We start from the raw sequence: 22,047 nt of genomic DNA on the forward strand, positions 1-22,047 counted from the left end.
GTGCGCACGACGCGAATGCCCGAAGGAGCCGGAAATACGGCCGCGTCCCGCGCATGCGTGACCCTGCGCCATCCCGGCCGGATGGCCTCGTCGTGGTGCTGGGCGGCGGAATCGCCGGACTGGCGGCGGCAGACCGGCTCAGCCGTGCGGGCCTGCGAGTGCTGGTGCTTGAACGTCGCCCTCACGCAGGCGGAATGCATCAGGCCCGCCATATCGGTCCCTACACCTTCGATGCTGGATCGATCTTCTATGAAGAGAATGCAGGGCTGTTCGGTCTGGCGCCGGGGCTGCGGGGCCTGTGTCCCGGGGTTACGCGGGTCCAGCGCCGCATCGCGCCAGACGGGTCAGTCCGGCACTATCCGTTCGAGCCGCGCGAGCTGCTGGACCAGCCCCTGCCGGACCTCGTCCACGCGCTGGCAGATCTGGCATGGGCCCGGCTGATGGTCCGTCGCGATGGCACGCTCGATGCCCTCTGCCACAAAAGGCTCGGCCGCCGCCTTTTCGTCAGCACCGGGCTGGCATCCTACATCGCACGTTTCCACCACATCCCGCCCGACGGGATCGACGAATCCTTCTTCTTTCACCGGATGGCCTATGTGGCGCGGGTCACCCGGCCGGGCGGGCTTGCCCGAATGGCGATGCGCAGCCTGCCGCACGCCACTTCGGCCTGCACCCGCAAGCGGCCGCCGCTTCGTGTCCGGCCGCGCGAAGGCTTCTCGCCACTCTTCGAACGCATCATTGCGCACCTTGCTGCCCGCGGCGTTGAATTCCGGTTCGGAGAAGAGCTGTTCACGCTGCAGCGCAAGGACCGCTTCTTCCTGCTATGCACCACCACCGGAGCCTTCCCCGCAGAGGCGGTGGTAAGCACGGTCCCGCTCGACACCCTGCACAAGGCGATGTTCGGCACCGGCAGCGGTCTGGTGTCGCTGGACATGACGACCCTGTTCGTTTCGGCGGCGAAGCTCGACCCCCGGCTGGGCAACGTCCTCTACAATTTTCACCGCATCGGCTGGTGGAAGCGCGTCACCATCTATTCGCGCATCTACCCCGAGCCAGATACGGGCCGGGACTTCTTCGCCGTCGAAGCCACGATCCCGCAGGACGGGCGCCACGATCCCGGCGCAACATTCACCGATTTCCAGCGCCACATGACCGGTCTCGGGCTGGCCGAGGACCTCGTGCTGGAAGGGCACGAACACGTGGAGGGTTGCTACCCCCTCTACACGCCCGGTTCCGGCGTCAACGTCCGACAGGTGCTGGACCGGATCAGCCGGACGGAAGTCGTTCTCGCGGGGCGGCAAGGCCGTTTCGAATACCTGCCCACATCCAGCGGCGTGATCCGCCGTGTCGCCGAAGAGCTCGACGCAGCCCGCCATCTGGCCACCGTTTCCGGAAGGAGCACGTGACATGCCCCTGAAAGCCCTATCGCCTCGTGAAGCCATTCCCGGCCCGGACGACCGCGTGCAGTGGCAAGCATTTCCTGACGCTCTGTGGGGCCCCCGCCCTGAACCACGCCGCAGCGGAGCGCGGGTGCGCATATTCAACGTGAAGTACAGCCCCAACCTCGGCGACGGCCTGCTCAGCGAGTGCCTTGAGCAAGCCCTGATCGATTGCGGCACGGCGCCGGACACCTGGTCGGTGGACCTTGCCGGACGGACGGCTTACGGCGCCGGCAGCGCAAGCCGCTCGGCGCAGATGAGAGTGCTCGATGCCTGCCCTGCCCGCCTGCGTGGCCTCGCGGTCCGCGCACCTCTGGCCATCCAGTCCCGGCGGGTCTGGCGGCCACACTATCAGCGGGCTCTGAACGACGCGGACTGCGTCGTCATCGGTGGCGGCAACCTGCTTACGGATCTGGACCTCAACTTTCCCACCAAGATCGGCCTCGTCGTGAAAGAGGCCGCCCGGCGCGGACTGCCGGTCTTTCTCCATGGCTGCGGCGCTGCCGGAAACTGGACTTCGCACGCCCGGGGCCTGCTGGAAAAGGCCTTGCGCTACGGCGCCATTCGCGGGGTCTCTGTAAGGGATGAACGTTCGCAGAGGATATGGAACGATCTCGCCGGCACGGCCTTTGGACTGGAAGCAACGCTGGTTCGCGATCCTGGTCTGCTTGCTGCACAACGCTACCGCGTGATGCCCGGACGGCGGGCGTCTGGCCCGCCAGTGGTCGGCATCAACGTCACCAGCCAGCTGGCGCTTCGCTACCATGCAGAAGATGCTCCGGACGCTGCCAGTCTCGACGCGTGGTATATCGATCTTGCCCGCGCCCTGATCGCCCGCGGCAACCGCGTTACTGTCTTCACCAACGGCTCACCGGAGGACCGCGCCTGCATGCAAAAAATGCGGCCTGCCCTCCGCGCGCTGGGCAATGCCGTGAGCTTCGCCGCCCCCCGCACGCCGGAACAACTGGTGCACCTGATTGCCCGTCTGGACGCGCTGGCGGCCTTTCGGATGCACGCGGTGATCGCAGCCTATGCGTGCAGTGTGCCTTTTCTCGCGCTGGTCTGGGATCCCAAGCTGGACGCCTTCGTCCGTTCGGTCGGCCGGGAAGACTGGCTGTGCCGTCCCGTCAGAACGCCCGGCGAGGCCGCAGCCGAGCTGCTGCTGGACGCGATGCACTGCCCCGTACCCGATCACGAACGCGATCTGGCCGTAGCCGAAGCCCACAAGGGGGTCGCCACTCTACAGGCCGCCCTATCGCGAGCCCTGCAGCAATCGTAATGGCACGGGCCTGGCTCTGCACAGTCTGCGCCGCCGCCATCGCAGTCACCTCTGCACAGACGGCAGTCGAACCATCCCCTGCCCCCATCGAACTGGGGGCTGCGTCGAACTTTTCCCAGGGCTGGAGCCTGAAGACCGCGCAGGCAGCACTGAACCTGCCGGTGCCGCGGCTGCGCGACAGCATCCGCTGGGCCGATGTCGAGCGAACCGCGGGCCGCTACAGCTTCGACAAGCCGACCACGACATGGCCCGACCGTTTCGCGGACAGCAAAGTGAAGATCACGCTGACGCTCAACTGGGGCAATCCGCTCTACGACGGTGGCAAGACGCCGTACTCAGCGGAAGCTCTCGCCGCCTTCGGCCGGTTCGCAGCCGCCGTGGTACGGCGCTTTCCGCGCATCGACGCGCTGGAGATCGGCAACGAGGTCAATGGCGGCAATTTCGTCTCCGGACCGGTGAAGGATGCCGGGCTGGCTGAACGCGGGCGGTATCACCTGGCGATGGTGCGGGCCGCCGCACAGGCCGTCCGGAAGGTACGGCCGGACGTGAAAGTCCTGGGCGGCTCCACCCATTCGTTGCCGGGCGGATTCCTATGGCCCCTGCTCGACCTGCCCGGCGCCAATGCCATAGAAGGGCTCGCGGTCCATCCCTACACCACGCCAATAGACCAGTTGCCCGCACAGATCGGGCTGCTGCGCGGGTACGGTCCCGCAGCGCATCTTCCGCTCCACGTCACCGAATTCGGCAGCGCGGACCCGCAGTACGCCGCTGACGATCTGGTGCGCGGCTATGCTACCTTCGTCGTGCTCGGCGTTGCCGAAATGGACTGGTACCCGCTCAACGAACGGGGCGACGGGCTTGTCCCGCTGGTGCGGCGCAACGGCACACTGACAGGCGCGGGCGAGGCCTTCCGTTTCGTGCAAACGCGGCTGGCAGGCCTGCGGGCGAGCGACGCCAGTCCGGACCGGTTTACCATCGTCCACAAGTTCGGCCGCAAGATCGCGGTACTCTGGGGGGCGCCGCGTGCAGTCAGCATCGACTTGGGAACCGTCGCTGCCTTCGACGCCACCGGCACCCGGCTTGATCCCCATTCGCTGACCCTGCGGGACGACCGGGTTCTCGTGCTGATCGGCAAGACACCCCTGACCGCAGCGTCCCTGCGGCTCGGATGCAATCCGCTGGTGGCCGACAGCTTCTACCAGTTCGGCTATCCCGCTTCCGGACAGCTGCGGGCACCGGGCGACGGCTTCCAGCGCTTCGTCGAGATCGCCGGACGCATCATCCCGCTCGAGGTCATGTCCGGTCAGCAACGGACCGGCGTGCCATGGACTCCCTATCTTGGCCGAGCCGACATGCGGGACCTGCGGCTTGCGGCAGACACCGTGCTCCCGGCCGTGAAAGGGCCCGACAGCGCCGTGGTCCTGCGCCACATCGCCGCACGCGACAGCCGGTTGCGAGTTCTCGCCGAGTTTTCGGTATCGCCGCGCAGCGCGGACGGCATTGTGGCCACGCTCTCCCGCAACGGCCATACGCTGCTGTCGCGGGCTGGCACCGCACCGGGCAATATCGACCTGAAGCTGAACTTGCGCAAAGGCCAGACCGTGTCGCTCTCGATCTCGCCCCGCACCAGCCCGCAAGGCGATACGACACGCTATCGCCTCCGGATCTTCGACGAGAGCCGATGCTCACAAGGCAAGCCATCGGGCGTCTGATTTCCGATTCCAAGCCCACGTGCCTCACCCCGAGGAAGGCGTTCTCCCAACCTGAAACGGACACTGTAGCAATCCGGGGCCCATTCAGCTGGAAAACAGACAAAGCACTTCCTTCCCGACAACAGACTCCATTTTGACGCGAACAAAAGTCACAAAAAATCGAAAAAATAGCAAATACAATCGATTTAATTTATGTTACTATTTATACACTTTTACATAAATTAACTCCAATCACGATCATAATAATTCCGTAAATTACAAAATAAATATCGAAATATATTGCATTACACAAACAAAACCCCCTAAAACAATTTCATCTCGAGCAGGACATCAACAGCCGAGAACAGAAAGAGGGTAGCCGGCACCTTGTGATCGAGAGGATTACTCGAACAGCACGTGTTGACACAGGACTGCAGACTGAAAGGAACCTTCCATGGCAGTTATAATCGGCACTCCCGCAGCCGACATTCTCACCGGCACCCCGCAAGCCGATGTTGTCGCCGGTCTTGGCGGCAACGATTTGATTATTTCCGGCGGCGGCAAGGACGGTATTCAAGCCGGCGACGGAAACGACATTGTCTTCGCCGGCGCGAACCGGGACCGCGTGAATGGCGGCGATGGAAACGACTTCCTCGATGGCCAGGGATCGAATGACAAGCTGTACGGCGGCGCTGGCGACGACATATTGCTCGGCGGCGGTCAGGATGACCGGCTCTATGGCGGCGACGGCAACGATATCATCATCGGCGGCAACGGAGACGATGTGCTTTACGGCGACAATGCCGGCGATGGCAACGACGCTGAGGGCGGGTATGACATCTTCCGGTTCGACGCCGACGACGGAACCGACAAGGTCTTCGATTTTGAACACGGGATCGATCAGGTTCAGCTCACAGACGGCGGAAGCTACACGCTCGACTACACCGGATCGGGCAACACCGTCCTTACCTACGGCGCCACCACCGTCACTTTCTTCGACGAAATCCTCGACTCTTCGGACATTCTCGTCGTCTGACGGCGTTCCGCACGCCTGAAGACTGCAGGAACGGGGTACGGCCAAGGCCGTGCCCCGTTTGCATTTTCGCGCAAGGGGCCGCCCAGTCGCAATATTCATCCGAACTGGCAGATGGACAGGCCCTTCGAAATGGCCGCGCGCAGCAAAAACGCCCGGATCAGAACCGTGCCCGCACGAAAACTACGGTCATTCCCGAGCACACTCGTTTTCCCCGAGAGCACCTTTGCGGATAAATGCGAACCGAGGCCATTCCACGAGACCGGAGGCACCGTTGAACTCGCGCTTCGCAGATCCTTGTGCTGACGCCGGCGCAACAAGCAACGGCGCGGTCCACACGCACGCCGGCCCCAACCTCTTCATCATCGGCGCATCCAAGGCCGGGTCGAGCGCGCTGCATGCCTATCTAGATGCGCACCCCGATATTTGCATGAGTTCCGAGAAAGAGCCCTGCTACTTCGTCGATCAGACCGTGCTGCGCTCCGCCTGGCCGATCATGGCGCGCCGGCCGTGCTCGCATGACTGGCAGGCCTATCTCAGCCTCTGGCGGGGCGGAGAAGGCGCCCGGTACCGGGGCGAAGGCAGCGTGTACTATTCGCAGACCCCGCACCGCGGCAACGTCGCCGCGCGCATCGCGGCGGCCTGCCCCGATGCGCGGATCATCTACACCGTGCGCGAACCGGTCACGCGTGCCATCGGTCACTACTGGCAACGCTTCAAGGAGTTCCAGGAACCGCTTCCCCCGGAAGAGGCCGTGCGTGAGAACGCGCTCTACCGCGACACCTCCGATTATGCCCTGCAACTGCAAGCCTATCTGGACCACTTCCCACCATCCCAGATCCACGTCATCGTGGCCGAAGAGCTGCGCACCAACCGCCGCGAGGTCATGGCGCGGTGCATCGAATGGCTTGGACTCACCCCGTTCGAATACGACGACGCCCGGCTCGCGGACCGGCATCGTTCTCCGCCAACCAGCCGCAAACCGCGCCTCCCGCTGGTCGGAAAAGTCAGGGACTCCCGGCTATGGTCTGTCGCACGCAACCACCTGCCTGCAGGGCTGGTCACGCGTCTGCGGCAAGCCTCTACCCATACATTCGACAAAAGCGAGATCGACGAAGACGCCGCGCGAGCATGGCTGTCTGACCACCTTGCCCCCCGCCGGGCTGCGTTCGAGGCGATGATCGGACAGCCTGTCACCGCCTGGGACAACGCCTGAACCGGCGCAGACGGCATGGCCGCCATCCCCGTCATGCTGTTCTGGGCGCTTGCGCTTTGGGGTTTGTTCAGCCGCAGACCGGTGCTGCTTTACCTGTTTTTCGCCACCATGCCGGTGGGGGCCTTCGCCGTCATCCCCCCCGCCCTGACCGGGGGATTGACGTTCACCGCCACGCCTGTGGTTTCCCTGCTCCTGTTCGGGCGAACATTCTTCGACCGCAAGGGCCCCGCAGCCTTCCTGACACTGGCAGTATTGCCTGAAAGACTGATGCTGCTGACGCTGTTCTGGCTTATTGCCCTGGTCTGCACGCTGTTTCTGCCGCGCCTTTTCGCTGGCGCGGTGATGATCGTGCCGATGCGGGGGATCGTGAGCGCACCCTCGCCGCTGCAACCCAGCACGCAGAACATCTCGCAGTTCGCCTATCTTTCGATCTCGGTCTTCTCCGTCTTTGCCTTTGCCCGCATGCTTCAACCTGCGGCGATGCGGCAGCATGCCTTGCGCGCGATGTGCCTGGGCGGGTTCGTCACCGTGGCGACCGGTCTGCTCGACTATGCCAGCCAGTTTCTGCCGATCTCGCCTCTGCTCGAACCGTTCCGCACCGCCAGCTATGCGCTGCTCACCGACATCGAAGTGCTCGGCGGCAAACGCGTGGTCGGCCTGATGCCAGAGGCGTCTGCCTTCGGCGCCCAGTGCCTGTCCTTCCTGAGCGCGCTGTACTTCTATCGCCGCGCCATGGAATCATCCCGGCAGCGCGATGCCCTCGTTCCCGCCGCCATGGCTCTTCTCGCGCTCTGCGCCTGGTTATCGACCTCTTCGGGGACACTGGTCGGGCTCGCCGTTTTCGTCCTTGTCACGGCCCTTGAATGGATCGCCCGTATCCATTCCAGCGAGCGCAAGGACGCGCTATACCGCCAGGGGCTGGGCGGCGAAATGTCAGTCACCGTGCTTGCCCTCATCGCGACAGCACTGGTGGCCATCCTGCAGCCGCAGGTTCTCGATCCCCTCTATGAGCTGGTCCAGCGCATGGTGCTGGAAAAGCAATCGTCAAGTTCGTTCACCGAGCGCGGCATGTGGCGCTCCACCGCGCTCGCCAGCCTGCAGGCGAGCCACGGGTTCGGCGTGGGGCTGGGCAGCACCCGCTCATCCAGCAGTGTCGTGGGCGTGTTCAGCAGCACCGGTGTGATCGGCGGCACCCTGTTCTACGCCTTTGTGCTGCAGTGCATGCTGCGCCGGGCCCGAGGAGCCGCAACCGAATCCCAGCTCATCCTGTCCGCCTTCCGCTTCTCCTACATCCCGCCTTTCGTCGTATCGCTGATGGTGGGCGATGCCGATTTCGGCGCAATGGCCGCGTTCGGGTTCGGGATCGTCACGGCCGTGTCCATCGCGGAGCGCGGATCGTCACGGCGAACGCTCTCCATCACGCGTCACTTGTATCCGGCATAAAGCGGATCACTCTTCGGGCAGTTCCTTTTCGAAGGCCTGCCGCCGCAGTCCGATCAGCCAGATCAGCGCGAACAGTAGAAGCCATACCGGCCAGAAGAGGCCATCACGGACATCCCGGCGCAAGCGTCCCGGCACGGGCACCGGCCCCTGAATGCCCGAGAAGTAACAGGCCGTGGCGAACCATCCCGCCAGATAAATGGCAGCGAAGACCAGAAACGCGTCCAGCATAACCCACCCCATCACATGTCCAGAATGCGGCGCGGATCGACGCACCCACGCAGGCAGTCCATCACCGCCAGCATGTTTCCGGCCAGCCGCCCCCGCCGGTCGATCATCGGCTCCGGCTTCACACTGCGCAGCGCGTTGACGAACAGGTTCTTCGTCACCAGCCGGTTGGCGAAACCGGGGCGCATCGTGCCCTTGCGCTTGAGATAGACGATATTCGCCACTTGCGAGTAGCCAAGCCGCTTGCCCGAAGTGCGCCCCCCGCTGAAACCGAGATGCACGCCCGTCACGTTCGAGGAAGCGATCATGCGCCCCCTGCGTCCCAGTCGGTTGGTGAAATCCACGTCCTCCTGCCAGCCGTAAAGCGGAAGGTTCTCGTCGAAGCGCAGGCCCCGCGCCGCGCCGACGCGGATGGCCATGTTGCATCCGTAAAGCTCGTGGCGGCCGGTGATCACGGGCGGGAACCGTTCCGGGCGTCCGGCGATGATTTCCTGCGCCCGTTCGATTGTGATGCCTCCGACCTGCACTCCATCGGCGAGAAGATCGCCGGTAATGCCGACCAGCCCCGGGTCCGCTTCGAACAGCGCCTCGACATGCGCGAGATAGTCCGGTGCGGGAACAAAATCATCATCGAGAAAGACGATCACATCCGCCCTGTCTTCCAGTGCGGCAAGCGCCCGGTTGCGCTGACGGCACAACCCCTTTTCCGAAAAGAGAACCTCTGGCGTCCCCCGCACCTGCTCCACGCCTACCACGTCATCCGGCGTCACGCTGGCGACGACGACACCATCCGCCGGCCGTGTCTGGTCGGCCAGCATGCCGGCTGTGCGGCGCACCAGCGCGGCACGGCCAACCGTTGCGATCACGACGAAGATCCTGAGGCCACTACCCCGGTTTGCGGCGGTCATCTGTCAGGCCTCCTTGAGCGCCGGTGCCAAGCGCTGGAACTGGTGTTTCAGGATTTTCGACAAGCCCGCTTGCAGCCGCCGCTCGAAAAGGAGCGCGAAGAGACCCGCAAGCAATGTGCACAGGACAGCAGCCACGATCACCGAGATCGCGGGTGGAAGCCCGCTGCGATAGGCCACGCCCAGCAGAAAGCCGCCGGTGATCTGGTTGATGAGATAGAGTGGATACGTGATCAGTCCCGCAATCGTCGCGAACCGCACGAAACCGCCGCGCGAGCCCAACCGTCGCAAAACGCAGGCGCTCATGGCGAGCGTTGCAAAGCCCCACACGCCCACCGCCGCAAAAGGCGTCTGCCCAAACGCCGTAACACCCAGACTCGAGCGCGCCGCGTAAAAGGTCGAGATCAGGCCTGCGAGGAAGTTCAGCCCGAACAGCACGGCGTGGACCGTCACGTGACGGCGCATGAAGATCTGGTAGAGCGATGCCCCGACTGCGAAATAGCAGTTCGTCGAAACCAGCGTGACCCGCATCTTGTAGGAAGACGCCAATTCCGCAATGCGATCTCCCGCCGGCCCCAGGCCACCAGCTTCACCCGCCAGGACCAAAGCCCAGAGCAGTACATTGAAGGCCGTGACCGCCACCAGAACCGGCGTGACGCGGCCGATCATGTCCGACCTGACGAGCATGAACACCGCGGCGTAGAACACCGCCTCGGCCACGAGGGTCCAAACTGCGCCGTCCACCCAGGGGCCCACGGGGAACAGGACCACCGACCGCAAGAACCGCACCGACAGGTCCCCAGGCGGCAGAACGTCGCAGGCCAGCACGATCACGGCGGACAGGGCCGTGAAGAACCAGAGCCCGGGCGCAATGCGCGTGACCCGTCCGATCAGGAAATCGGACGCAGACTTGTTCTGCGCCGACATCAGAATGACGAAGCCCGATATCACGAAGAATATCTGCACCCCGACCCAGCCGACACTGGCCCAGCCGATGGCCTGCGGAAAGGCCACGGGATCACCGACGACGGCCCGTATCCCGTGCGAACCTTCGGCCTCCGCCCAGGACAGGAACACAAGATGGTAGAACATGACCGCCTGCGCGGCGATCAGGCGCATCACGTCCAGCGAAGACACCTCGCGCGTTCGCCCGTTTCTCATGCCTGCTCCCTGCACCCGGCCGTCCCCGACTGCGGGCAAGCCGCGACAACGGCGCGGTAATGGCCGACGATCTCGTCAGCCCAGCTTTCCTCGCTGTTGCACAACGTCCGGTACGAAGCGCTTCCGGCCCGCGACATGGCCGCAACGCGCGCATCGTCCGCATGCAGTTCCATCATCGTTGCGGCGAATGCGGCAACATCGGACGTATCCGCGGATACACCAAAGCCCGCCTGCTCGATCTCGCGGGCGACCAGCGCACGATCACTAACGATGACCGGAACGCCCGAACCGATCGCCTCCAGCGCCACCAGCCCAAACGGCTCGGCCCAGCGGCTGGGCATCACGGCCAGCCGTGCCTGCGACAGCACCTGCGCCACCCCGGCCCGATCGAGCCTCCCGAGGAACGTGGCGCTCGGGTTCAACGCACGGATGCGCGCCACCTCGCTGCCCTCGCCCACGAAAGTGATCGGCAGCCCTGCAAGACCGGCAGCGCGCGCCGCAAGGTCGGCTCCCTTCTCCACCGAGATGCGACCGATGAACACGATGCCGCGGTTGTCCTCGGCCTGTACGCGCCCCGGGCATGGCGGGGATACGGGATTGCGGACAGCAAATAGTTTGTCCGCCGGCCATTGCCCGGTTGCGAAACGGCTGGCCTGACCAGGATGGATCAGCAGCATCCTGTCGGCATGTGCCACCCCGCCCGCGAAGCCGCGCCGCAACCCCTCACGCCCCGATCGCCAGATCTTCTCGGCATAGGAGGACTTGTCGCACGGACTGCGTAGGCAGGCGGGCGACAGCGGCTGCAGCCCGCATTCGCGCTCGGTCCCGTAATGAAAAAAAGCGCCATTGGGGCAGGTGTTGAAATAGTCGTGCCCATGCAGGATCAGCCGACTGCTCACGGCCCGCAAGGCCCCGAACACGGACGGTGTCAGAATCTTGGACCAGCCGTGCAGATGATAGACCGTACCCGGCGTGTCATTCCGGCGGATCCAGTCCCGCACCGCCAGAAACCCGCGCGGATTGCACAGGCCGAGAGTCAGGGCACCGAGGGCCGACCGTCCCAGCAAAGGCGTGCCATGAAGCGGGATGAACTCGACATCATCGCGCCGGAAATTGGCCCCGTTGTCCCCGGCAAAGAACGTCACCGGAATCCCGCGCGCGCGCAGCTGCCCGATCAACACCTGAACGAGATACGAAGCGCCGCCCAGAGCTTCGCTGAAATCGTGGATCAGCACCACGCGCTCGGGCCATTCCGGAGGACTCAGGCGAGGATCGTGCCGCACCGCCCGCACCTCAGATATACCGCGGCCCGATCCGGACCGTATCGCCCGGCAGCACCGATGCGCCGCTCGTCAGTTCGTAGGCTGTCTCCGATGCTTCGCCCGCATGCCGGATCCATACCACGTGCTCGTTCGCGCGGTATGTGAAGCCGCCCGCCTTGGCGACCAGCGCATAGACCGACATCCCGCCGGTGTAGGCATATTCACCCGGCTTTGCCACTTCGCCCAGAATGTAAATCGGGCGGTAGCTCACCACGTCCAGGCTGATCCGGGCGTTCCGGACATAGTCCTGCCTCAGCGTCGCCGTCAGTTCGCCGCGCAACTGGGCCAGCGTCTTGCCGGCCGCCTGGACGTCGCCCACTTGGGGCAGGCCGATCATGCCCTGATCGTTGATGACGTATTCGCCCGAGAACCCCTCTTCCCGGAAAACGTCGAGCCGCAGCCTGTCCCCCGGAGCAAGGCGGTATTCGACAAGATCGACGCTCGGCAAGGGCCGGGTCGCGGTGGCGGCGCAACCCATCAGCAACGCGCATCCCGCCAAAATCATGCCACGAAACAGCATGTCGTCCCCCCTTCCACGAGAAAGCATTGGATTCATCGGATCACGCCACCTGTTGCATCTGGCGCTGGCTGCAGGTGTCGAGCGCTGCGAGGAATCCGGCAGCGAACGCCTCGCGCGAAAACCGCGCGGCATTGGCCGTCGCATCCTCGGCGCGAAAGCGCGGCAACCACTGCTCGAAGCGGTTCATGGCCTCGCACAGCGCGTCGGCCGTCTGGTCCCGAAAGAACAGGCCGGTCTTTCCATCGACGATGGAGTCGGTGACGCCGCCCCGCCCATAGGCAATCACCGGGCGCCCCGCGGCGTTGGCCTCCACGGGAACGATCCCGAAATCCTCCTCGGGCGTGAAGACAAGCGCCCTGCAGGTGGCATAGGCCTCCTGCAGCTCCGCAAAACTCAAGCGCCTTCGCACTTCGACATTGGGGCCGGCACGGGCGCTGATGGATTTGAACATCTCGCCATCCCCCACCATCAGGGCAGGCACGCCCAGCCGGTTGAAGGCCTCCAGCGCCAGGTCGGCGCGCTTGTAGGGCGTCATCTGGCTGACCCAGAGGTAGCGCCCCGTGACCTGCGCGGACGGCCTGAATTCTTCCACCGCCACCGGAGGATGGACCACTGCCGCCTCGCGGCCCCAGACCTTGCGGACACGGCGGGCAATGAAGCTGCTGTTGGCGATGATCCCGTCGACCCGGCTGGCCGAACTGACGTCCCATTGCCGCAGCCGGTGGAACATCGCCGGCATGGCCATCCGGCTGAGCCTCCCGGCAGAGGCCTTGTAGTCCGGATAGTGGTCCCACAGGTAGCGCATGGGCGAGTGGCAGTAGCAAAGGTGCAAGGCATCCGGCCGGGTGATGACACCCTTGGCCGGGCCGGACTCGCTGCTGATCACAAGGTCGTAGGCGCGCAGGTCCAGCTCCTCGAGCGCCATCGGCATCAGCGGCAGGTATTTCTGGTAGTGCTTGCGGGCTCCCGGCAACCGGCCGATGAACGTCTCGCGGACATGGGCCGCCCGGATCTTTTCCGACATCCTGGCGGGATCGTAGACGTGGGTGAACACATCCGCGCCGGGGAACAGGTCCAGCAACCCCTCCAGCACGCGCTCGCCGCCCCGCATGGAGACCAGCCAGTAATGCACAAGCGCCACTTTGGCGGAACGGAACGAGGTGGGGCGCATCATGTGTAATACCCCTGATACTTCTCGTAGAAGCTCGCGGCATCGTTGCCGCCGAAACGCACCTGCTTCCTCATGTCGACCTGGTTGAGCACCACGCCGAGGGACTGGATAGTGCGCAGCGGCAACTGGCGCACGGCCGCCTTGACCACCCTGTCGGAAGTCTTGCGCCAGTGGACGGCAAGGACGACGCTATCGGCCAGCGAGACAATCTCTCGCGCTTCCGCGATGGGCAGGATCGGCGGACAATCGAGGAGAATTACGTCGAAGTCCTCCCGCAGGCACGCGATCACGCGATGCAGCCCGCCGCGCTCGGTCAGCCGCCTGCCCTTGGGAAATGGCCGCGTAATCGGAATTACCCGCAGGGAGGAACCAGGCTCCTCGTACTGGGCAACCTGCCCCGTTTCCTGCTGGAGGGCATCCTGCAAACCGGGCTCACCGCCCGCCAGCCCGAACTGCTTGCTGAGGTGCGCGCGGATGACATCGCAATCGATCGCCACGACACGTTCGCCCGCCGTGGCCAGCGCCCGGCCCATGCAGGCGGTGATCGTCGTCTTGCCTTCGCCGGGCACGGCGGACGTGATCGCAACCACCTTCCCGCCACCCGCCGCCGCATGCCGGATCGAGACGATGACATTGCGCAGCGCTTCGGCAAAAGCGCCATCGGGATGATCGCGCACCGTATCGAGCGGCGACGCTGCATGCGGTGCAACCTTGCGGTACGCAGGCACGAAGCCCAGCCCGCGAATGCCGAGCCGGATCTCGACATCCTCCAGCGTGGTCAGCCCGTGATAAGACAGTTCGGAAGCGATCGCCAGAAACCCGCCGAGCAGCACGCCGACCGCACATCCCAGGGCAAGATTGAGCGGCAGGTTCGGGGACACCGGCAGGACCGGGGCGTTTGCAGGCGAGATCAGCCGGGCCGTCGGCTGCTCCGCACCGCTGCCCGCAACCACCTCGTTGTACCGTTCCAGGTAGGACTGATAGAGCGTCTGCGCCGCATCCGCACGTTTCTCCAGATCCGCCAGCGCCACCAGCGCGGCGTTGTCGGTGCCGAGCTGTGCACGAGTGCCGCCACGGCTTGCCAGCAGCGAGGAGAGACGCTGCGCCGAAGCCTGCGCTCGCGTGTCCAGAGCCTGAATCGAACGGTTCACTTCGCCCGCGATCTGCCGGTCGATGTCGGCGATCTGCCGCCGTACGGTGACGAGGTCGGGATTGTTGTCAAAATAGCGCTGCGACAGGTCACGTTCCCGCGCGACCAGCTGCGCACTTTGGGCGCGCAAGGCCGAAACGACCGGAGACGCTGCCGCCTCGCCCACGCTGTCCGCCCCGCCTGTCCGCAACTGGCCTCGCGCGCTGGAGAGCGCCGCCGCGTCCCGCGCCGCTTCGGCGCGGGCGGAAGCGATCTGCTGGTTGTAGGTGGAAATCTCCTGTTCGGTCAGGCTCGTCGCCGCCGAACTGAGCAGACCCGCACGTACCCGGTACGACTGGACAGCGGCGAAGGCCTTGTTGGCGGCCTGCCGCAACTCGTCGACGCGGGTATGCAGCACTTTGGCCGCCGTTGCATGGGAACGCGCGCGCTCGCGCGCATCGTCGGTCGTGAACAGCCGCGCATAGGTATTGGCGATCAGGGCTGCCCGTTGGGGATCGGCATCGCCAAAGGCTATTCGCAAGTTGAACGAATTGCCGACGCGCGCGACGCTCAGGCGGTCTGTCAGATAGGTAATCGCCTTTTCACGGAAGGCCGGCTCCCCGTCTTCGAAACGCACGGCGCCGGCTCTGCTGTGAATACCGACTGAGGACAGGATGTTGTCCAACGCACTGCGCGGCTCGGCAACGTCGGCGCGGAACACCGCGTCCCGGAGCAAGGCAGTCCTGTCCAGCACCTGACCGGCCATCTCGCGCGAATGGATCAGCTGGATCTGCGTCTCGACATCTTCGTCCCGCGGAATGCCCGCCTCGGTGGCATCGGCCGCATCCGGCACCACCTCGACGGGTCTGGCAATCATCACGACGTCGGCGCTGGAACGGTAGACCCGGGGTTGCGCAACGGTCCAGACGAGCGCCAGAACGAGGCAATTGGCCAGCGTGAGCAGCAACACTTCCCGGCGGCGGCGCAACATTGCCAGCAGGAAACGAACCGTGATCGGATCCTCGGAGGCGTGAGCGGATGCCCCTCCCGCCATCATGGCCTGCGGAACGCCCGCCCGCGGCTCGTAGAGCGTGGGAAGGTTCACAACCTCGGCTCCCGGTGCGCGCTCATGCCGTCACCGTCGCGCCAAGCCCGGCACTGAAGGCGGTGAAGGCATTTACGAGCCGCGGACCGCTGACATCCTGCCGCACGAAGTCCGCGTATACCCCGAAGGAGAGCGACCGGTTCACATGGTATTGCGCCCGCACCCGCCCTGACTTTCGCCAGGTGCTGGTGCCCACTTCGCCGAAATCGCCATGCTCCAGAGCCGCCGTGGCGGACAGACGCAAGTTGCGCAGCGGATCGTAATAGGTGCTCAGAACAAAGGCGTCGGTCAGAATGGCGCCGACGTTCCGGTCACCGCTATTGCGGAACGTGCGGCTCGCCTGGGCGCGCAGCGTGACCAGCGGCGTCACGTACCACTGCAGATCGGCCCGGAAGGTCAAACCATGGAAATCGCGATATGCGGGCAACGCATAATCACGCCACTGATAGCCCAGACGCACCTCACCCGAGACGACCGGCGACAGCGCTCCCCGAACCCCCGCTGCAACCGCATAGCCGTGCGCATCCCGACGCTCGTCTGCCGGGGCGGAAATCGATGCCAGATCCTCGTAAAAAACAGCACCGAAGACCGACACCAGACCGGACAGATCGTAGTCGAGGCGCGCCTCGCCGCGCAGTTTGCGCGTATCGCGGAACGACTGGTCCGCCCTGCCCCCGCCCACCAATGAAACCGGATCATAGTCGAGCCGCTCGTATTGGACGTTGGATGCAAGGTGAAACGGGCCGGACGCCAGCCCCACTCCCAGCTCCGCCTCAAGCCGGTCGTAGCTGACCGGTTCATCCGCATCGGGAACCGACCCGGCGCTGCTGCGCGGTTCGATCAGATGGGAGAAGCCGCCCGAAGCACGGATCGCATTGCGCGCGCCGAAATCCAGCCTGCCATTTGCTGAAGTCCTGAATTCCTCGCTATTCTCGGTCCGGTAGCGCGAGAACCGCCGCACAGTCCCGGCAGCCAAAACCGCAAAGGCATGGCGCGGAAGATTGGCCCGCAGTTGCAGCGAAGGCATCACCATGGCGAGCGCGCCCGCCCGTGCCGCGGGACGGTTGAAGACATTGCTGTCATATCCCCCGACCACCGACAGACTCGGCTGCGCGAACACGGGGCCCACGATGATCGGACGCGACCGCAGCGCCGGCTCGATACGCGCTCCGGCGACATCGTCGCGGTCCAGCGCAGGGTCGATGACAATGGAGGTCCCGGCCCCGATCGCCTGAGCTCCGGCAAGCGCCGGCGCCATGGCGGCTCCTGACGACAATGCCAGCCTGGCGAGACCTCCTTTCATCCGTTTCACCGCTCCTTCAGAGGCCGGTTCCAGCCATTGCCGGAAGACGATCTTGTAAATTCGGCACACCACGCACGCCAAAAAAAGGAAACATTCTAATGCCCGGCATGGCACTCCGAAGTGTACTTTTCTTATTCCCGAAGAGCGCGTTTGAATTGATCCGAAAGAGGGCGAATTATGTATTGAAGCATCGTTCTCTTCTGGGTCTGGATAAATGACTCGACCGGCATACCCACGGACAGCCGCACTTTCTCAAGCTTCCGAAACTCTTCATCCGTAATGGAGACAGTGACAGAATAGTAAGTGACGTTGGTCCCACGATCGACGGTGCGGTCGGCGCCGACCTGCGTGACCGTCCCTGCAAGTTCAGGCGTGGTGCGCATGTCCAGCGCCGTGAAGCGCAAGTGGGCTGGCTGCCCGACGGTCACGCTGTCGATATCGGCAGGCCGCACTTGCGCCCGGACGACAAGCCGGTCCCTGGCCGGCACGATTTCCATGAGCGCCTCGCCGGCGGGCACCACGCCGCCGACCGTACGGACCTGTAGCTTGTCGACAATGCCGTCCAGCGGCGCGCGGATCGCGGTCCGGTCGTTCTGATCGCTGGCGGCTGCCTCCTGCTTGCGCAAGTCCGATATCGCCGCCTGAACCTGCGCCAGTTCCAGTGCCGCCTCGCTGCGCGCCGCGCTCGCCACCGATGCCATCTGCACCTGCAGTTCGCCGATCCGCGCGTGCGCCTGCGCCATGCCGGACTGCGCCGTGGCCTTCTGCGCCTGCACACCGACCGCTGCCCGTTCAAGCGCATTGAGACGATCCAGCGTGGTGAGGCGCCCCTCGTAGAGCTGGCGCGTCTGCGCGAGTTCCTCGTTTACCAGCTTGTCCTGCCGGGCATAGGCATCGGCCTGACTGGCATATGTCGCGATGTCAGCGCGGCTCTGGGCAATCCTAGCCTGAAGCTGGCGCACCTGATCTGTCCGCGCCTGCCGGCCGAGCGCAAAACTCCGGCGCTCATCATCCATGGCTGCCTTGACGGCGGGGTCCTGCGCCTTGCGCACCAGTTCTTCGGGAAATACGACATCCGCCGCACCGCTTTGCAGGGCCCGCAACCGGGCGGCCCTGGCCAGAAGCTGATCGAGCCCGAGACCGGTATATTCGGCCACCGCCCCGGCAACCTTGCTGTCGAGCCGGATCAGCACCTGCCCCCGCTTCACGAAGTCGCCATCGCGCACGAGAATGTCTGACGCGACACCGCCGAATGGATGGGAGATTTCCTTGACGTGCGTTTCCACGGTCACCTCGCCCGGCGCGATCACAGCACCCGCCATCGGCAAGAACGTGATGAGCCCGCCCGCCCCGAACACCAGCAGGGCAACGGCCCACAGTCCAAAACGGATCAGACGGGAAAGGCCCTGCTCCGAAGCGGCCGCAGATTCCACCGGAACGGCAGCCACCGCATAGGCAGGCCCCGCCGCCACAAGCGGCACCGACTGGTTCACCGGCCAATCTCCACTGGCGTGCCCGCACTCTCATTCTCGCGGACCTGGCTGCCCTTGAGAGGCGGATTTCCAGGCCTGAGACGGTCCGCGCGCGTCGCGTCCCCGCCGAATTTGGGCACCGGCAGCTTCGTGCGCGCTTCGAAGTCCTCGCGCCGCTCGAAGCGTTCGATCCGGCCGTTGTTCATCACCATGATATGGCTGACATGCGCGACGATGCTCGGCCGGTGCGCAATCACCACCACAATGGCGCCCCGTTCGCGCGCGCGCCGGATCGCCGTGCCCAGCGCCGCTTCGCCATCGTAGTCGAGATTGCTGTTCGGCTCGTCGAGCACGATCAGGAAAGGATTGCCGTAGAGCGCGCGGGCCAGCGCGATGCGCTGCCGCTGCCCGGCGGAGAGCCCGCCCCCTTGCGGTCCGATCAGATAATCGTACCCGCCCTCCAGCCGCACGATCAGATCGTGGCAATCCGCAGCCTTCGCCGCCTCGAGCACCGCATCGCAGTCGGCATCGGGACGGAAGCGCGCGATGTTCTGCGCGATCGTGCCTTCGAACAGTTCGATCGACTGCGGCACATAACCGACGATACGGACGATCTGGTCCGGCGCCCACTGGTCCAGCGTCGCGCCATCCAGCCGCACTGCCCCGCGCAGGACAGGCCAGATCCCGCATACCGCACGCGCCAGCGTGGTCTTGCCCGAACCGCTGCGTCCCACCACAGCCAGAGCCTGCCCCGCCGACAGTTTGAAGCTGATGTCAGCCAGTGTGACCGTTCGGGTGCCCGGCGGCGCAGCGGTAACGCCGGAAATCACCAGCGAGGACTTCGGTTCTGCCAGCCCCATCGGATCCACCCGGTACGGCACGGCCTCCAGCAATCCCCGCAGCCGGTCCATCGCCTGACGGCTCGAGACCATGCCCTTCCAGTTGGCAATCACCTGCTCGACCGGTGCCAGCGCGCGGGTCGACAGGATCGAACTGGCAATGATGATGCCCCCCGTCGCGCTGCCGCGGATCACCAGGTAGGCCCCGAGCGCCAGAGTCGAGGATTGCAGCAATGTGCGGAACGCCTTGGTCGATCCCGACATCGTGCTGGAAATGAAGGAAAAGCGGTCGTTGGCGTGCAAGTAGGCGGCCTCGATCCGGTGCCACTCTTCACGCCGCGCCCCTGCCATGCCCATGGCCTTGAGCGTTTCTGCATTGCGCAACGTGGCATCGGCCAGCATCGCGCGCTGCGCGCCCACGCGCATCGTTTCGAGAGCCAGCGGGGCGGTCATGCGGTTGTTGAACAGCATCAGCGAGACCAGCACGGCCACACCGAACAGCGCCAGCAGACCCAGGGCCCAGTGAAACACGCTCAGGATGAGCAGGTAGACCACGATCCACGGCAGATCGAGAATGGCCAGTGGCCCCGGGCCGGAGAGATAGCCGCGCACCGTATCGGCATCGCGCACGATCTGCGTGCCATTGGGCATGGCGCCCCGGCTCAGTTCGTAGCGGGAAATCACGTCCAGCACCCGGTTACTGACTGAGCGCATGAACAGGGAGCCGACATGGACCATGATCCGTCCCCGCGTCACGTCGAGCAGCGCCTGAAACGCATAGGCCAGCGCCACCAGCACCAGCAGGCTGACCAGCGAGGGCACACTGCGGCTGGGCAGGACGTCGTCATAAGTCAGCAGCATGAAGAACGAGCCTGCCAGCAGAAGCACGTTGTAGACGCTGCTGATGGCGATGACGGGCAGCAGAACGCGCCGGATCGGTGCAATCGCCGCCTTCAGCTCGGCCGAGAGGCTGACACCGAATATCACCGGCAACACCGCCCTTGTGCCGTATCCGCTGACTGGCAGGCCAGTACCACGCATTCGATATTGCCTGCCACGGGCCACCAGCACGTGCCTATTCGCATAATTATGTCCTGTCCGGAACATTCTCGCACTGCAGCAGAACAGACACCTCCATAAACAACCAGAGCCAATAGATCAGTTTTGGGGCTTCCGACCCGACAGGCTTTGCTCTCTCAACCAACAATAGGGGAACGTTCTTGGTAACTTATACCTATGGAACAGCGTGCCTGATCACAGCATGTCTGTTCGCAACCACGCCATCGCGTGCCGACACGCTCGAACAGGCACTTGCGGAGGCTTACGTGGGCAATCCATCTCTAAAAGGCAGCCGCGATCTGGCCAGCGCCGCGGACGAAGGCGTGGTTCAGGCCAGGGCAGCCTACGGACCGACGCTGAGCGCCAGCGCCCGGCATACCTATACCGCCGCCAGAACCCGCGGGACCCCCTTCCCTTCCGAGCACGACGGCTTCGCGAGTTCGCTGGACGTCACGCTGTCGCAGCCACTCTTCACATCCGGTCTGCTGGCCGCGCAAATGGATGCGGCGGAAGCGGCCAGCATGATCGAGCGGGAGAAGCTGCGCGGCAGCAGCCAGCAACTGATCCTCGATGTGGTCAACGCCTATGTCTCGCTGCAGCGCGACGTGCAGCTCTATGGCGTGGCGCTGGACATCTATCAGTTGCTGCAGCAGCAGCGCGACGTGATCGCCGAACGCTACCGCCTGCGCGATTCCACCGCGCCGGACGTCGATCAGACCAACAACCGGCTGGAACTGGCCGCCGGACGCGTCATCATCGCACGCTCCACAGTGGAAGCCAGTGCGGCACGTTATCGCAATGTCGTGGGGACGTATCCCGGGGCACTGGCCCCGCTTCCCGCACTGCCGGACCTGCCGGCACTCGAAACGCTCTATGCGGCGGCCGAAACCCACAATCCGGCGCTCGGTGCCGCCAAGTTCACCGAAGCCCGTTCGCGCGCGGCCGTAGGCGCAGCCCGCGCACAGATGCGCCCGCAGATAAACGCCTTCGCTTCGGCCGCGCGCAGTCCGGCTTCTCCGTACCAGAACACTTTGCGGGAGGAATCGGTACAAGCCGGCATAAGCCTGACGATGCCACTCTACACCGGCGGCCAGCTCTCGTCCGCCTTGCGCGAAGCATCCGACCGCAACCTCGCCGACCGGCAATTGATCGAGCAGGCCCGGCGGGACATGCGCGAAACGCTGGCAACCGACTGGAGCCTGCTGCAGGCATCGAGCGAGGCCATGCCGCGCTACACTGCCGCAGTGCAGGCCGCCGAACGCGCGGTGGCGGGCGTAAAGACGCAGGAAACGTCCGGAATCCGCACACTGCGCGACGTTCTGGACGTCACCAACGACCTGCTGAACGCCCGCACCGCCGCCGCCCAGACCCGCGCCGAGATCTATCTGCGCCGAGTTGCGGTGCTGCGCGATGCGGGCCTTCTGACGATCGGCATGTTCGCGCAGATCCAGCCCTACGATCCCGACAGCCGCGAGGCCGGCATTGCATATCTCGCGGGGCTGCCCCTGCGCCCTATCCTCGAACCGGCAGACCAGGCATTTGCTTCCGGCCGCGTTCCGCAGGAGCCGGTGCAACGGGAAAATTCCGCCACCTATGACTGGGCGCATTCCGCCGGGAACCCTTTGCAGCCACCGGCCGGACCGCCCGCTGACCAGTAGCGGCCGTCCTTGGCCGGACCCGTCGCCCGAAGACGCAACGGGAATTGCTCCGGATCGGACACAATCGGCTGCATTTC

At 64.9% G+C, this 22,047-nt stretch carries 17 protein-coding genes; 7 read left to right on the top strand and 10 right to left on the bottom strand.

Going from position 1 to position 22,047, the window contains the following annotated elements; genetic code table 11:
* Window positions 1–53 precede the first annotated feature (53 nt).
* The 6 genes from MTR64_RS15680 to MTR64_RS15705 all read left to right on the top strand — a co-directional run bounded on the left by MTR64_RS15680 (window position 54) and on the right by MTR64_RS15705 (window position 8,101).
* Window positions 54–1,406, top strand: coding sequence for an FAD-dependent oxidoreductase (locus MTR64_RS15680; protein WP_243995327.1), 1,353 nt, complete (start codon window positions 54–56; stop codon window positions 1,404–1,406).
* A 1-nt stretch (window position 1,407) separates the two neighbouring features.
* Window positions 1,408–2,718 carry a polysaccharide pyruvyl transferase family protein gene (locus MTR64_RS15685; protein ID WP_243995328.1) on the top strand — a complete coding sequence of 437 codons (1,311 nt, stop codon included), beginning with the start codon at window positions 1,408–1,410 and terminating at the stop codon, window positions 2,716–2,718.
* Entirely contained in the window at window positions 2,718–4,430 is a 1,713-nt protein-coding gene (locus MTR64_RS15690; protein ID WP_243995331.1) for a hypothetical protein, read from the top strand. Before MTR64_RS15685 ends, MTR64_RS15690 begins: the two co-directional genes overlap by 1 nt.
* Before the next feature lie 433 nt (window positions 4,431–4,863).
* Window positions 4,864–5,445 carry a calcium-binding protein gene (locus MTR64_RS15695; RefSeq protein ID WP_243995333.1) on the top strand — a complete coding sequence of 194 codons (582 nt, stop codon included), beginning with the start codon at window positions 4,864–4,866 and terminating at the stop codon, window positions 5,443–5,445.
* A 49-nt stretch (window positions 5,446–5,494) separates the two neighbouring features.
* Window positions 5,495–6,658 carry a sulfotransferase family protein gene (locus MTR64_RS15700; RefSeq protein WP_243995335.1) on the top strand — a complete coding sequence of 388 codons (1,164 nt, stop codon included), beginning with the start codon at window positions 5,495–5,497 and terminating at the stop codon, window positions 6,656–6,658.
* 15 nt (window positions 6,659–6,673) lie between these two features.
* A complete protein-coding gene (locus MTR64_RS15705; protein ID WP_243995337.1) occupies window positions 6,674–8,101 on the top strand; it encodes a hypothetical protein in 1,428 nt (475 codons plus the stop codon).
* A 6-nt stretch (window positions 8,102–8,107) separates the two neighbouring features.
* On the opposite strand, the gene MTR64_RS15710 is transcribed toward MTR64_RS15705, so the two are convergent.
* From MTR64_RS15710 to MTR64_RS15755, 10 genes are all read right to left on the bottom strand, one after another.
* Window positions 8,108–8,329, bottom strand: a complete 222-nt coding sequence (locus MTR64_RS15710; RefSeq protein WP_243995340.1) for a hypothetical protein — start codon at window positions 8,327–8,329, stop codon at window positions 8,108–8,110.
* 11 nt (window positions 8,330–8,340) lie between these two features.
* Complete coding sequence (locus MTR64_RS15715) at window positions 8,341–9,234, bottom strand: glycosyltransferase family 2 protein (RefSeq protein ID WP_243995342.1); 894 nt, start codon at window positions 9,232–9,234, stop codon at window positions 8,341–8,343.
* Window positions 9,235–9,237: 3 nt separating this feature from the next.
* A complete protein-coding gene (locus MTR64_RS15720) occupies window positions 9,238–10,392 on the bottom strand; it encodes an acyltransferase family protein (protein ID WP_243995344.1) in 1,155 nt (384 codons plus the stop codon).
* Window positions 10,389–11,675 carry a glycosyltransferase family 4 protein gene (locus MTR64_RS15725; RefSeq protein WP_243995346.1) on the bottom strand — a complete coding sequence of 429 codons (1,287 nt, stop codon included), beginning with the start codon at window positions 11,673–11,675 and terminating at the stop codon, window positions 10,389–10,391. The genes MTR64_RS15720 and MTR64_RS15725 overlap by 4 nt, the downstream gene beginning before the upstream one ends.
* A gap of 10 nt (window positions 11,676–11,685) precedes the next feature.
* Window positions 11,686–12,219 (bottom strand): polysaccharide biosynthesis/export family protein, encoded by a 534-nt coding sequence (locus MTR64_RS15730; protein ID WP_243995348.1) that lies wholly within the window; start codon window positions 12,217–12,219, stop codon window positions 11,686–11,688.
* Between the two features lie 55 nt (window positions 12,220–12,274).
* A complete protein-coding gene (locus tag MTR64_RS15735) occupies window positions 12,275–13,408 on the bottom strand; it encodes a glycosyltransferase (protein ID WP_243995350.1) in 1,134 nt (377 codons plus the stop codon).
* Window positions 13,405–15,639, bottom strand: a complete 2,235-nt coding sequence (locus tag MTR64_RS15740) for a GumC family protein (RefSeq protein WP_243995352.1) — start codon at window positions 15,637–15,639, stop codon at window positions 13,405–13,407. The genes MTR64_RS15735 and MTR64_RS15740 overlap by 4 nt, the downstream gene beginning before the upstream one ends.
* A gap of 22 nt (window positions 15,640–15,661) precedes the next feature.
* Complete coding sequence (locus MTR64_RS15745; RefSeq protein WP_243995354.1) at window positions 15,662–16,942, bottom strand: outer membrane beta-barrel protein; 1,281 nt, start codon at window positions 16,940–16,942, stop codon at window positions 15,662–15,664.
* A 131-nt stretch (window positions 16,943–17,073) separates the two neighbouring features.
* A complete protein-coding gene (locus MTR64_RS15750) occupies window positions 17,074–18,435 on the bottom strand; it encodes an HlyD family type I secretion periplasmic adaptor subunit (RefSeq protein WP_243995356.1) in 1,362 nt (453 codons plus the stop codon).
* Window positions 18,432–20,294, bottom strand: coding sequence for a type I secretion system permease/ATPase (locus MTR64_RS15755; RefSeq protein ID WP_243995358.1), 1,863 nt, complete (start codon window positions 20,292–20,294; stop codon window positions 18,432–18,434). Before MTR64_RS15755 ends, MTR64_RS15750 begins: the two co-directional genes overlap by 4 nt.
* A 179-nt stretch (window positions 20,295–20,473) precedes the next feature.
* Here MTR64_RS15755 and MTR64_RS15760 point away from each other — a divergent pair, with 179 nt between their 5' ends.
* Window positions 20,474–21,970 (top strand): TolC family outer membrane protein, encoded by a 1,497-nt coding sequence (locus MTR64_RS15760; protein WP_243995360.1) that lies wholly within the window; start codon window positions 20,474–20,476, stop codon window positions 21,968–21,970.
* The last annotated feature ends 77 nt before the right edge of the window (window positions 21,971–22,047 follow it).

Source organism: Novosphingobium album (ex Hu et al. 2023) (assembly GCF_022832385.1).
GTDB classification, from domain to species: domain Bacteria; phylum Pseudomonadota; class Alphaproteobacteria; order Sphingomonadales; family Sphingomonadaceae; genus Novosphingobium; species Novosphingobium album.